Genomic DNA, 12,237 nt, shown 5'->3' on the forward strand with positions numbered 1-12,237 from the left:
GGTGCGTGACGTGCAACCCCTCGGCGACACCTTAGTGAGGTTGCGTGAGCAGATGAAATCGAATGAATCGAACGATCCGATACGCGCCGGCTATTGCGACGAGTGCGGAAAAACAAAAACGTAATGACGCGCGGCGGGCGGACGTCGACGTCGCGTTCGAGCAGGGCACAAAGTTACACGGCGCCTTCCGGCGCCGCGTGGGTAGAGAGCAGTGCGCCGACGGACGGCGGGCGTTGTGCGCTCGCGATCAGCCCAGCGCCTTGAGGCGGTACAGCGCTTCCAGCGCCTGCTTCGGCGTGAGGTCGTCCGGATCGATCGAAGCCAGTGCGTCCAGCGCGGCGGAGGAGGGCGCGAACAGGCCGAATTGCTGCGGTGCATCCAACGCCACCGGTGCGAGCGACGGCGTGGGCGCATCGCGGCTCTGCTGTTCCAGTTCCGCAAGGCGACCGCGCGCCTGCTGCACGACCGCCTTCGGCAAACCGGCCAACGCGGCGACCTGCAGGCCGAAGCTGCGATCGGCCGGGCCGTCCTTCACCGCGTGCATGAAGACGAGTTGGTCGCCGTGTTCGACGGCATCCAGGTGCACGTTCGCGATGCCACTGCCCGGTTCGGCCAGGCGCGTGAGTTCGAAGTAGTGCGTGGCGAACAGCGTGTAGGCGCGATTGTGGTGCGCGAGATGACGCGCGCACGCATCGGCCAGCGCAAGGCCGTCGTACGTCGACGTTCCGCGGCCGATCTCGTCCATCAGCACCAGCGACTGGCTGGTCGCGTGATGCAGGATGTAGCTGGTCTCGCTCATTTCGACCATGAAGGTGGATTGACCGCGCGCGAGGTCATCGCCCGCGCCGATGCGCGTGAGGATGCGGTCGATCGGGCCGATCACCGCGCGCGCGGCCGGCACGAAACTGCCGATGTGCGCGAGCAGCACGATCAGCGCGTTCTGCCTCATGTAGGTGGACTTACCGCCCATGTTCGGGCCGGTGATCACCAGCATCCGGCGGCTTTCGTCGAGCACCAGGTCGTTGGGTTCGAAGGGATCGTTGCGCACGGCCTCGACGACCGGATGGCGCCCGCGTTCGATGCAGATGCCCGGCTCATCGACCAGTTGCGGCTGCGACCAGTCCAGCGACTGCGCGCGTTCGGCGAAGCAGGCGAGCACGTCCAGTTCGGCCAATGCCGCGGCGCAGCGCTTGAGCGGCTGCAGGCGCTCGTTCAGCGCATCGAGCAGCTGTTCGTACAGCAGGCGTTCGCGCGCGAGCGAACGTTCGCGCGCGGAGAGCACCTTGTCCTCGAACTGCTTCAGTTCCTCGGTGATGTAGCGCTCGGCGCCGGTCAGCGTCTGGCGCCGCGTGTAATGCGTCGGCGCCTTGTCGGACTGGCCCTTGCTGATCTCGATGTAGTAACCGTGGACACGGTTGTAGCCGACCTTCAGCGTCGCGATGCCCGTGGCGGCCTTCTCGCGCGCTTCCAGGTCGATGAGGAACTGGTCGGCGTTGGTCGACAGCGTACGAAGCTCGTCGAGTTCCGCGTCATAGCCTTCGGCGAAGATGCCGCCGTCGCGCGCCAGCACCGGCGGCTGCGGCACGATCGCCGATTTCAGCAGGTGCGCGTGGTCGTCGTGTTCGCCCAGTTCCGCGGCGAGCTCGGCCAGGCACGGCGAATCCAGCGGCGCGAGCAGCGTGCGGACGTCGGGCAGCATGTTGAGGCCATCGCGCAGCGTCGACAGATCACGTGGGCGCGCGCTGCGCAGTGCGATGCGCGAGAGAATGCGTTCCAGGTCGCCGAGCGCGCGGAAGCTTTCGCGCAACGTATCGCCACAGCGCGATTCGATCAGCGTCGCGACGGCCTGCTGGCGATGGCGCAGCACGCTGCGGTCGCGCAGCGGACGATGCAGCCATCGGCGAAGCAGGCGGCCACCCATCGGCGTGATCGTCGAATCCAGGATCCCGAGCAGCGTGTGGCGCGTGTCGCCGTCGACACGCGTGTCGAGCTCAAGATGACGACGCGTGGCGGCGTTCATCGCGATGGCGCCGTCGCCGGATTCCACCGCGATCGACGTCAGGTGCGGCAACCGCTGCTTCTGCGTTTCCTCGACATAACCCAGCAGCGCGGCCGCGGCGGCGGTGGACAGCGGCTTGTCTTCGAGCCCGAAGCCCGACAGGTCGTGCAGGTTGAAGAAGCGCAGCAACTGGCGACGTCCGCTGTCGGCATCGAACAGCCACGGCGCGCGGCGACGCACGCCGGTGCGTTCGGCGATCCACGGCTGCCAGCCGTCTTCGTCCGCGATGAGCGTTTCAGCCGGTTCCAGGCGGGCGATTTCGGCTTCCAGCGCGTCTTCATTCGCCACTTCGTTGACGAGGAAGCGGCCGCCGGCCAGGTCCGCCCACGCGATGCCATAACCGTTCTTGCCGCGCGCGACGGCGAGCAGCAGCGTGTCGCGACGTTCGTTGAGCAGCGCTTCGTCGGTCACCGTGCCCGGCGTGACGATGCGCACCACCTTGCGTTCGACGATGCCCTTGGCAAGCGCGGGATCGCCGATCTGTTCGCAGATCGCCACCGATTCGCCCAGCGCCACCAGCCGTGCGAGATAGCCCTCGGCCGAATGGTGCGGCACGCCGGCCATCGGGATCGGCTGGCCTGCCGACTGGCCGCGCTGGGTGAGCGTGATGTCCAGCAGCCGCGCGGCCTTGCGCGCGTCGTCGAAGAACAGCTCGTAGAAATCGCCCATGCGGAAGAACAGCAGCACGTCCGGGTGCTCCGCCTTCGCGGCGAAGAACTGCTTCATCAGGGGCGTGTGTTCCTGCGGCCGCTCGGCTTGGCTCATGGATCGGAAATCTGCTGAGTTGGACGGCGCCGGCGGCCCGGCGAGGGGGCACTAGGCTAGCAGCCGCGGGCGTCGTTGGTGGCCGCTGCATCCGTGGCGATGCGGTCAAGGGAGCGGCAAGTCGGAGCGGCTATCATCGACGCCATGAAAAACGACGTCACCGATGCCTCCCTGCTGCGCTTGGCCGAACAGGTCGCCGAAGCCGCCCGCGCCCATCGCCAGACCCTGGTCACCGCCGAAAGCTGCACGGGCGGTTGGATCGCCAAGATGCTGACCGACATTCCCGGTTCGTCCGGCTGGTTCGAATGCGGCATGGCGGCCTACAGCTACGAGGCCAAGCAGGCGCTGCTGGGCGTGCGCCCGCAGACGCTGGAAACGCACGGCGCCGTGAGCCGCGAGACGGTGATCGAAATGGTGTCGGGCGCGCTCGTGCATTCGGGCGCGACGCTGGCCGTGGCAGTCACGGGCATCGCCGGCCCGGGCGGCGGCACCGAGGACAAGCCGGTCGGCACAGTCTGGATCGCCTGGAAGCGCCGTGGCGGCTACCCGACGGCGGTGACCTTCCATTTCGACGGCGACCGCGACGCGGTGCGTCGCCAGACCGTCGCCGCGGCGCTGCACGGCCTGGCCGAATTGATGGCCTGACCCGCGGCCGGCGGGCCGGGTCGGCGCGGCTGTTGACTTCGCCATTTCCGTTAGTAGTATTGCTACTAATGGACCTCACCGACACCCAGCGCGCCATCCTCGCCCTCATCGCCGAGCGCATCGAGGCCGAGGGCGTTCCGCCGTCGCAGACCGAGATCGCCCGCGCCATGGGCTTCAGCAGCGTCCGCGCGGCGCAGTACCACCTGGAAGCGCTGGAACAGGCCGGTGCCATCCAGCGCATGCCGGGACGCGCCCGCGCGATCCGGCTGTGCGCCGCGGTCGAGCCGGTGTCCGACTCGCTGACGGTCCGGCACGTCGACGCTGGCGAAGCCGCGAACGACGCGCTGCGTCTTCCCGTGCTGGGGCAGGTCGCCGCAGGCCGGCCGATCGGCGCCGACATCGGCTCTGACGATTTCGTCCTGCTCGACCGCGTCTTCTTCTCGCCCACGCCCGATTACCTGCTCAAGGTGAAGGGCGACTCGATGCGCGACGAAGGCATCTTCAGCGGCGACCTGATCGGCGTGCATCGCACGAACGACGCGCGCTCGGGCCAGATCGTGGTCGCGCGCATCGACGACGAGATCACCGTGAAGCTGTTGAAGATCGGCAAGGACCGCATCCGCCTGCTGCCGCGCAATCCCGACTACGCACCCATCGAAGTCGAGCCGGGCCAGGACTTCGCGATCGAAGGCCTGTACTGCGGCCTGGTAAGGCCGAATCGGTGAAGCCGAACGGGTCAGCGATGACCGATGAATTTCCGGGCGAATTCCGGACCGACGTCAGTGGCGTTCCGGGGCAGGGTGCGGGGTTTTCCCACACCCTGTCCCGGACACCCCTCATGGCCGGCCGGCGATCGCCCACGCAATCTGGACATGGCCGCGGGCGCGTCTCAGCCCGTGCGATACGCGGCCGCTAGATTGCATCCCGAGCAACGACTTCCGCCACTGACACTGAAGGAAACACCACGATGGACGACAACAAGAAGCGCGCGCTCTCAGCCGCACTGGGCCAGATCGAAAAGCAGTTCGGCAAGGGCTCGGTGATGCGCATGGGCGATCGCACGATCGAAGCGACGGAAGTCATCGGTACCGGCTCGCTGATGCTCGACATCGCGCTGGGCATCGGCGGCCTGCCGAAGGGCCGCGTCGTCGAGATCTACGGCCCGGAATCCTCGGGCAAGACCACCCTCACGCTGCAGGCCATCGCCCAGTGCCAGAAGGCCGGCGGCACCTGCGCCTTCATCGACGCCGAGCACGCGCTCGACCCGATCTACGCCGCCAAGCTCGGCGTCAACGTCGACGACCTGCTGGTCAGCCAGCCGGACACGGGCGAGCAGGCGCTGGAAATCGCCGACATGCTCGTGCGTTCGGCGGCGGTCGACATGGTCGTGGTCGACTCCGTCGCCGCACTGACGCCGAAGGCCGAAATCGAAGGCGAGATGGGCGACCAGCTGCCGGGCCTGCAGGCGCGACTGATGAGCCAGGCGCTGCGCAAGCTCACCGGCAACATCAAGCGCTCCAACTGCCTGGTGATCTTCATCAACCAGCTGCGCATGAAGATCGGCGTGATGATGCCGGGCCAGAGCCCGGAAACCACCACCGGCGGCAACGCGCTGAAGTTCTACGCCTCGGTGCGCCTGGACATCCGTCGCATCGGTTCGATCAAGAAGGGCGACGAGATCATTGGCAACCAGACCCGCATCAAGGTCGTGAAGAACAAACTGGCCCCGCCGTTCAAGCAGGTCGTCACCGAAATCCTCTATGGCGAAGGCATCTCGCGCGAAGGCGAGCTGATCGACATGGGTGTGGAGGCCAAGCTGGTCGAGAAGTCTGGCGCCTGGTACAGCGCGTACGACGAGCGCATCGGACAGGGCAAGGAAAACGCCCGCCAGTACCTGAAGGAAAATCCGCATGTCGCCGAGCGCCTGGAAACGGCCCTGCGCGAAAAGTTCGTGCCGGCCGAAGCCAACCGCAGCGAGGAAGACGACGCTCAGGACGACTGATCGTCCCGGCGGAATGGCATGAAGGCAGGTTCGCGCCATGCATGACGATCCGAACGATGGCAGCACCGGGGCCGACGGTCCCGGTCGCCGCCGCCGGATCCGTGAGCAGACCCCGGTGCAACGGGCGCTGGGGCTGCTCGCGCGGCGCGAGCATTCGCGCAAGGAGCTGAACCGGAAGCTGACCTCGCGCGGCCTGGACGCCGGGGAGGTCGAGGCCGCGGTCGACCGGCTGGCGGGCGAGGGCTGGCAGGACGACAGCCGTTTCGCCGAAAGCCTCGTGCGCAGCCGCGCGGCGAGTGGCTACGGGCCCCTGCGGATTCGTGCCGAGCTCTCCACCCACGGCCTGGATGGCGAGGCTATCGCCGTGGCCATGGGGACCTTCGACGGTGACTGGAAGGAAAACGCCCGCGATCTGGTCCGTCGCCGGTTCGGAAAGGCCCTGGACGAGCTGCCGGTTCGCCGGAAGGCGGCCGATTTCCTGATCCGTCGCGGCTTCGACGGCGACAGCGTGCGTGCCGCGACCCGGCTGGATCTGGACGACTGATCCAGCGGGAAGGGCGCAGGTCGTTGCCCCGGAGTTTCAACGGAAGGATCACCCGAGACGTGTGTCGCGACTTCCCTCGGGGGCGACCGTTGTCGGCTCTAGAGGGCGCAGGCAACCGGCCGCGCCCCAACGCCCGATCCACTGCATTCAGCCTCCGGATCTTCCACCAGCGCGTGTCACCACTGCCAAGCGCGGCGCGGGCCGTCCTGCTACGCTAGCCGGCTTTCGGGTTCGGGTTGCCTGCTCCTGTCGACGTCCCCACTAGATGAGGACACGGGACGGTCCGGGTGGTCCGGCCCTGTCCCCGAACTTCGCGCGCCAGGCATGAAAACCACTACCGAAATCCGCAGCGATTTCCTCGAATTCTTCCGTGGAAAGGCCCACACCATCGTTCCGTCCGCACCGCTGGTGCCGGCGAACGACCCGACGTTGCTCTTCACCAACTCGGGCATGGTCCAGTTCAAGAACGTGTTTCTCGGCAGCGAGAAGCCCGGCTACGTGCGCGCGGCCGACGTGCAGCGCTGCCTGCGCGCCGGCGGCAAGCACAACGACCTGGACCAGGTCGGCTACACCGCGCGCCACCACACGTTCTTCGAGATGCTGGGCAACTGGTCGTTCGGCGACTACTTCAAGGAAGACGCCATCACCTGGGCCTGGGAACTGCTGACCAAGGTCTGGGGCCTGCCGGCCGAACGCCTCACCGTCACCGTGTATCACACGGACGATGAGGCCTACGCCATCTGGAACAAGAAGATCGGCGTTCCGGCCGAGCGCATCGTCCGCATCGGCGACAACAAGGGCGCGCCGTTCGCCTCGGACAACTTCTGGCAGATGGCCGACACCGGCCCCTGCGGTCCGTGCACCGAAATTTTCTATGACCATGGCGCGCACATCGCCGGCGGCCCGCCGGGTTCGCCCGACGAGGACGGCGATCGTTTCATCGAGATCTGGAACCTGGTGTTCATGCAGTTCGATCGCCAGCCCGATGGCACGCTCGAACCGCTGCCGGCGCCGTGCGTGGACACCGGCATGGGCCTGGAGCGCCTCGCTGCCGTGCTGCAGGGCGTGCACGGAAACTACGAGATCGACCTGTTCCGCCACCTGATTGCCAAGGCCGCGGAGTTCACCTCCACGACGGACCTCGACAACAAGTCGCTGCGCGTGATCGCCGATCACATCCGCGCCTGCGCGTTCCTTATCGTCGATGGCGTGCTGCCGAGCAACGAAGGCCGGGGCTACGTCCTGCGCCGCATCATCCGTCGCGCGTTGCGCCACGGCTGGATGCTCGGTCAGAAGGGCCCGTTCTTCCACCGCATGGTCGCGCCGCTGGTCGAAGTGATGGGCGACGCGTATCCCGAACTCACCGCCAAGCGTGAGTTCGTCGAACGCGCGCTGCTGGCCGAGGAAGAGCGCTTCGCCGAAACGCTCGACGCCGGCATGCGCATCTTCGACGAGGTCGCCGCGCGCTCGAACACCACGATCCCCGGCGTCGACGCGTTCCGCCTGTACGACACCTACGGTTTCCCGGTCGACCTGACCGCCGACATCGCGCGCGAGCGCGGCCTGTCGGTGGACATGGCCGGCTTCGAAGCCGCCATGGAGCAGCAGCGCGAAACCGCGCGCGCCGCAGGCAAGTTCGGTAACACCGCGACGATGCCGGCCGAGCTCGCAGCCCAGCTGGCACCGACGCAGTTCCTCGGTTACGAACAGCTGTCGGACGAAGGCCTGGAGATCGTCGCGCTGCTGAAGAACGGCCGTGCCGTCGATCGCATCGAAGCCGGCGAGGAAGCGGCTGTGATCCTCGATCGCACGCCGTTCTACGCTGAAAGCGGCGGTCAGGTCGGCGACACCGGCGACCTGGAAGCCGGCGACGCGCGCTTCGCGGTGCGCGACACGGTGAAGTTCGCGGGCCAGTTCCACGGTCACGTCGGCACGCTCGCCAGCGGCTCGCTGAAGCGTGGCGATCGCGTTCGTGCCACGGTCGACACGGTGCGCCGCGCGGCCACCGTCCTGAACCATTCGGCCACGCACCTGCTGCATTCGGCACTGCGTTCGGTGCTTGGCGATCACGTCGTGCAGAAGGGTTCGCTGGTCGCGCCCGATCGCCTGCGTTTCGACTTCTCGCACTTCGCGCCGGTGAGCGCGGGCGAGCTGGCCGAGATCGAGCGTCGCGTCAACGCGGAAATCCGCCGCAACCACGCCGCTGAAGTGCACCACATGGGCATGCAGGAGGCGCTGGATTTCGGCGCGATGGCGCTGTTCGGCGAGAAGTACGGCGACAACGTGCGTGTGTTGCGCATGGGCGACACCTCGACCGAACTCTGCGGCGGCACGCACGTTTCGCGTACTGGCGACATCGGCCTGTTCAAGATCGTGTCCGAAGGTGGCGTGTCCGCCGGTGTGCGCCGTATCGAGGCGCTGACGGGGCAGGGCGCGCTGGACTTCGTGGCCGAGGAAGAGCACCGACTCGACGAAGCCGCGCGCCTGCTGGGCGGCAACGCGGCCGACGTCTCCGACAAGCTGCGCAGCCTGCTCGATCGCCAGAAGAAGCTCGAGCGTGAACTCGAGTCGCTGAAGGCCAAGGCCGCCTCGGGCGCGACGGCGGACCTGGCGTCATCGGCCGCGCAGGTCGCTGGCGTCAAGGTCGTCGCCACGCGGCTGGAGGGTTTCGACGCCAAGGCGTTGCGCGACGCGGTCGATCGCCTCAAGCAGCAGATGGGCGATGCGGTGATCGTCCTGGCCGGTGCGAGCGAGGGCAAGGCCGCGCTCGTGGCCGGTGTGAATGGAAGCGCGGCCGGCAAGGTGAAGGCGGGGGAACTCCTCGCACACGTCGCCAGTCGGATCAATGGCAAGGGCGGTGGTCGCCCGGACATGGCGCAGGGCGGTGGCGACGACGGCCCGGCCCTGGTCCAGGTCCTCGCCGAGGTTCCGGCCTGGGTCGAGAGCAAGCTTGGCTGAATGGTGAACGCTGGCCACTTGCGGTTGCGAGGGCGTTTGGCCCGCCGCTAAGATGGTTCACGTTTGTGTTTCGAAAACGGGGAGCTCCCGGAGCTCCCACATGCCGGCCTGGAAAGGCGGCCATAGGAGATGTTAGATGCTGATCCTGACGCGTCGCGTCGGTGAGACCTTGATGATCGGCGACTCGGTGACCGTCACCGTGCTCGGCGTCAAGGGAAACCAGGTGCGTATTGGTATTACCGCGCCGAAAGATGTTGCAGTCCATCGCGAAGAGATCTACCAGCGTATCCAGCGTGGCGAGGAGCCTGCGGACAACGATTCGGGCAAGCACAACGCCGGCTGAGAAATCGTTTGCCGTCGGCGGAGCGAGCCGCTATCCTTTGCGCCCGCACCGTTCTTGATGTTTCCGCGGAGACTTGCCCGAGAGGCCGAAGGGGCTCCCCTGCTAAGGGAGTATGGGGTCAAAAGCTCCATCGAGGGTTCGAATCCCTCAGTCTCCGCCAGTTCCATCGACCGGCCGGATCGGCCGCCAGGATGCAACGCATGCTGGCCTTGCACGACGCGATCAGCGACGTGCATGCGATCCAAGCGGTCGCACGTATCCGCGCGGTACGTGCACTGTTGAAGCGCCTCCAACGGCTTCGACAGAAATGTTCGAAAAATGTTTGACGAATCGGCAACGATCCTTCATAATTTTTCAACTCAGCGCCCGTAGCTCAGCTGGATAGAGCACCAGGCTACGAACTTGGTGGTCGGGAGTTCGAATCTCTCCGGGCGCGCCATACAAGACAAAAAGGCCGATGCGAAAGCATCGGCCTTTTTGTCTTCGTTTCGAGCGCGCGTTGGTGCGCGACGCATTGCAATCGTTGACTCACACCGCGACGGCCGCCGGCGCGTCGCGCGTGTCGCACACACCGTAGTACTCGCGATACCACGCGACGAACCGCGCCACGCCATCCTCGACCGTCACGCTCGGCGCGTAGCCCATGTCGCGTGCGAGATCCGTGCAGTCCGCTTCGGTCGCCGGCACGTCGCCGGCCTGCAGCGGCAACATGCGTAGCGTCGCCTTGCGTCCCATGCACTGCTCCAGCACCTCGATGTAGCGCAGCAGTTCGACGCTCTGCGCGCTGCCGATGTTGTAGAGCCGGTACGGCGCGACACCGCTGCTCGACGGATCGGGTGTCGTGCCATTCCACGCGTCATCTACGCCTGGCACGCGATCGAGCGCGCGCACCACGCCGGCGACGATGTCGTCGATGTAGGTGAAGCTGCGCTTGTGGCGTCCGTGGTTGAACACCGGAATGGGCTCGCCCGCGAGGATCGCGCGCGTAAACAGGAACAGCGCCATGTCCGGCCGACCCCACGGGCCGTAGACGGTGAAGAACCGCAGGCCCGTGCACGGCACGCCGTAGAGGTGCGCATAGCTATGCGCCATCGCCTCGTTCGCCTTCTTGGTGGCGGCGTAGAGCGTGAGCGGGTGTTCGGTCGACTGGTGTTCGGAGAACGGCATCGCGGTGTTCGCGCCATAGACCGAACTGGTCGATGCATACACCAGATGCTCGACGCCATGACGGCGCGCACCTTCAAGCACATGCAGGAAGCCGGTCACGTTGCTCGCCACGTACACGTGCGGATTCTCCGCCGCGTAGCGCACGCCGGCCTGTGCAGCGAGGTTCACCACGCGCTGCGGGCGATGTTCGCGGAACAGCGCTTCAACGGCATCCCGATCGGCCAAGTCGCCGTGCACATGCGTGTACGCGGGATGTTCCGCGAAGCGCGCCAGTCGCGCGCGCTTGAGCGTGACGTCGTAGTAATCGTTGAGGTTGTCGAAGCCGATCACCTCATCGCCGCGCGCGAGCAGCGCCTGCGCGACGTGCGATCCGATGAACCCCGCGGTTCCGGTGACGAGGACTTTCATCGTCACAGGCGTCCGTCCACCGCGTCGCGGGGCAGCACGTATTTCACGTCGTAGACGATCGACGTCGGCTTGCCGTACGCCCGCACGCCGTCGGCGCCGAGTTGCGCGAACTCGCGGTGCGCGACCGCGACGATCACCGCGTCGTATGACCCGTGTTCCGGCGCGCCGTTCATCGCCAGTCCGTACTCGTGCGATGCATCGTGCGCGTTCACCCAGGGATCGTGCACGTCGACCTGTGCGTTGTAGCCGCGCAGCGCGTGGACGATGTCGACCACGCGCGTGTTGCGCAGGTCCGGGCAGTTCTCCTTGAACGCGAGGCCGAGCACGAGGATGCGCGCCTGCACGGGATTGATGCCACGGCGCACCATCAGCCGCACGACTTCGCTGGCGATGTACGCGCCCATGCCGTCGTTGGTGCGGCGGCCGGCGAGGATCACATCCGGGTGGTGGCCGATCTCCTGCGCCTTGTGGGTCAGGTAATACGGGTCCACGCCGATGCAGTGGCCGCCGACCAGCCCCGGCCGGAAGGGGAGGAAATTCCACTTCGTGCCCGCCGCCTGCAGCACTTCCAGCGTGTCGATGCCGAGCTTGTTGAACAGGATCGCCAGGTCGTTGACCAGCGCGATGTTGAGATCGCGCTGCGTGTTCTCGATGACTTTGGCCGCCTCGGCGACCTTGATCGAACTGGCCTTGTGCGTGCCGGCCTCGATGATCGAACCGTACAGCGCATCGACGAAATCCGCCGCGCGCGGCGTCGAGCCCGACGTGATCTTCAGGATGCGCGTGAGTCGATGTTCCTTGTCGCCTGGGTTGATGCGCTCCGGGCTGTAGCCGGCAAAGAAGTCGCGGTTGAACACCAGGCCGGACGCGCGCTCCAGGATCGGCACGCAGACCTCCTCGGTGCAGCCCGGATACACGGTGGATTCGTACACCACGACGTCGCCGCGCTTGAGTACCTGGCCCAGCGCCTCGCTTGCGCGCACCAGCGGGCCGAGGTCCGGGCGCTTGGCGGCGTCGATGGGCGTGGGCACGGTGACGATGTAGACGTTGCACCGCTGCAACATGCCCAGGTCGCTGCTGCAGCGCAGCCGCTTCGCCTGCGCCAGTTCGTCCGCATCGACTTCCAGCGTGCTGTCGCGCCCTTCGCGCAGTTCGACCACCCTCTGCGCGTTGATGTCGAAACCGACCGTGTCGAAGCGGCGGCCAAAGGCCACGGCCAGCGGCAATCCGACGTACCCCAGTCCGACGACGCCCAGGCGCACCGTGTCCAGCGTGGGCAAGGCGGCCACGCCGGGTTCGTCGTGCATGGCGATGTCGGCGCGGGCGGCCCCGTCTGCCCGGTGCGA

Annotated in this window: 9 protein-coding genes and 2 tRNA genes; 8 read left to right on the forward strand and 3 right to left on the reverse strand. The window is 66.8% G+C overall.

Going from position 1 to position 12,237, the window contains the following annotated elements:
* Window positions 1-247: 247 nt before the first annotated feature.
* Window positions 248-2,824 carry a DNA mismatch repair protein MutS gene (gene mutS, locus ABIE51_RS07785; RefSeq protein WP_354503777.1) on the reverse strand — a complete coding sequence of 859 codons (2,577 nt, stop codon included), beginning with the start codon at window positions 2,822-2,824 and terminating at the stop codon, window positions 248-250.
* Window positions 2,825-2,968: 144 nt separating this feature from the next.
* Here mutS and ABIE51_RS07790 point away from each other — a divergent pair, with 144 nt between their 5' ends.
* From ABIE51_RS07790 to ABIE51_RS07825, 8 genes are all read left to right on the forward strand, one after another.
* A complete protein-coding gene (locus tag ABIE51_RS07790) occupies window positions 2,969-3,469 on the forward strand; it encodes a CinA family protein (protein WP_115840758.1) in 501 nt (166 codons plus the stop codon).
* Window positions 3,470-3,537: 68 nt separating this feature from the next.
* The gene (gene lexA, locus ABIE51_RS07795) at window positions 3,538-4,194 is read left to right on the forward strand and encodes a transcriptional repressor LexA (RefSeq protein WP_192630298.1); all 657 of its coding nucleotides are present in this window, start codon (window positions 3,538-3,540) and stop codon (window positions 4,192-4,194) included.
* Between the two features lie 242 nt (window positions 4,195-4,436).
* Window positions 4,437-5,471, forward strand: a complete 1,035-nt coding sequence (gene recA / locus ABIE51_RS07800; protein ID WP_192630299.1) for a recombinase RecA — start codon at window positions 4,437-4,439, stop codon at window positions 5,469-5,471.
* Window positions 5,472-5,508: 37 nt separating this feature from the next.
* Complete coding sequence (recX, locus tag ABIE51_RS07805; protein ID WP_192630300.1) at window positions 5,509-6,015, forward strand: recombination regulator RecX; 507 nt, start codon at window positions 5,509-5,511, stop codon at window positions 6,013-6,015.
* A gap of 324 nt (window positions 6,016-6,339) precedes the next feature.
* Window positions 6,340-8,973, forward strand: a complete 2,634-nt coding sequence (alaS, locus tag ABIE51_RS07810) for an alanine--tRNA ligase (RefSeq protein WP_192630301.1) — start codon at window positions 6,340-6,342, stop codon at window positions 8,971-8,973.
* Between the two features lie 136 nt (window positions 8,974-9,109).
* Window positions 9,110-9,316 (forward strand): carbon storage regulator CsrA, encoded by a 207-nt coding sequence (csrA, locus tag ABIE51_RS07815; protein WP_115840753.1) that lies wholly within the window; start codon window positions 9,110-9,112, stop codon window positions 9,314-9,316.
* A 67-nt stretch (window positions 9,317-9,383) separates the two neighbouring features.
* Window positions 9,384-9,476, forward strand: a tRNA-Ser gene (locus ABIE51_RS07820).
* Between the two features lie 202 nt (window positions 9,477-9,678).
* Window positions 9,679-9,755, forward strand: a tRNA-Arg gene (locus tag ABIE51_RS07825).
* A gap of 89 nt (window positions 9,756-9,844) precedes the next feature.
* On the opposite strand, the gene ABIE51_RS07830 is transcribed toward ABIE51_RS07825, so the two are convergent.
* Both ABIE51_RS07830 and tviB read right to left on the reverse strand, forming a co-directional pair.
* On the reverse strand, window positions 9,845-10,891 hold the full coding sequence (locus ABIE51_RS07830; protein ID WP_192630302.1) for an NAD-dependent epimerase: 1,047 nt from the start codon (window positions 10,889-10,891) through the stop codon (window positions 9,845-9,847).
* 2 nt (window positions 10,892-10,893) lie between these two features.
* On the reverse strand, window positions 10,894-12,198 hold the full coding sequence (gene tviB / locus ABIE51_RS07835) for a Vi polysaccharide biosynthesis UDP-N-acetylglucosamine C-6 dehydrogenase TviB (protein ID WP_354504836.1): 1,305 nt from the start codon (window positions 12,196-12,198) through the stop codon (window positions 10,894-10,896).
* Window positions 12,199-12,237: the final 39 nt, after the last annotated feature.

It is taken from the genome of Lysobacter sp. OAE881, assembly GCF_040546665.1.
Lineage (GTDB): Bacteria > Pseudomonadota > Gammaproteobacteria > Xanthomonadales > Xanthomonadaceae > Lysobacter_J > Lysobacter_J soli.

Bases quoted from the DNA above. Each gene is read 5' to 3' on its own strand.
- mutS (WP_354503777.1), bottom strand. From the start codon at position 2,824: ATGAGCCAAGCCGAGCGGCCGCAGGAACACACGCCCCTGATGAAGCAG.
- ABIE51_RS07790 (WP_115840758.1), top strand. From the start codon at position 2,969: ATGAAAAACGACGTCACCGATGCCTCCCTGCTGCGCTTGGCCGAACAG.
- lexA (WP_192630298.1), top strand. From the start codon at position 3,538: ATGGACCTCACCGACACCCAGCGCGCCATCCTCGCCCTCATCGCCGAG.
- recA (WP_192630299.1), top strand. From the start codon at position 4,437: ATGGACGACAACAAGAAGCGCGCGCTCTCAGCCGCACTGGGCCAGATC.
- recX (WP_192630300.1), top strand. From the start codon at position 5,509: ATGCATGACGATCCGAACGATGGCAGCACCGGGGCCGACGGTCCCGGT.
- alaS (WP_192630301.1), top strand. From the start codon at position 6,340: ATGAAAACCACTACCGAAATCCGCAGCGATTTCCTCGAATTCTTCCGT.
- csrA (WP_115840753.1), top strand. From the start codon at position 9,110: ATGCTGATCCTGACGCGTCGCGTCGGTGAGACCTTGATGATCGGCGAC.
- ABIE51_RS07830 (WP_192630302.1), bottom strand. From the start codon at position 10,891: ATGAAAGTCCTCGTCACCGGAACCGCGGGGTTCATCGGATCGCACGTC.
- tviB (WP_354504836.1), bottom strand. From the start codon at position 12,198: ATGCACGACGAACCCGGCGTGGCCGCCTTGCCCACGCTGGACACGGTG.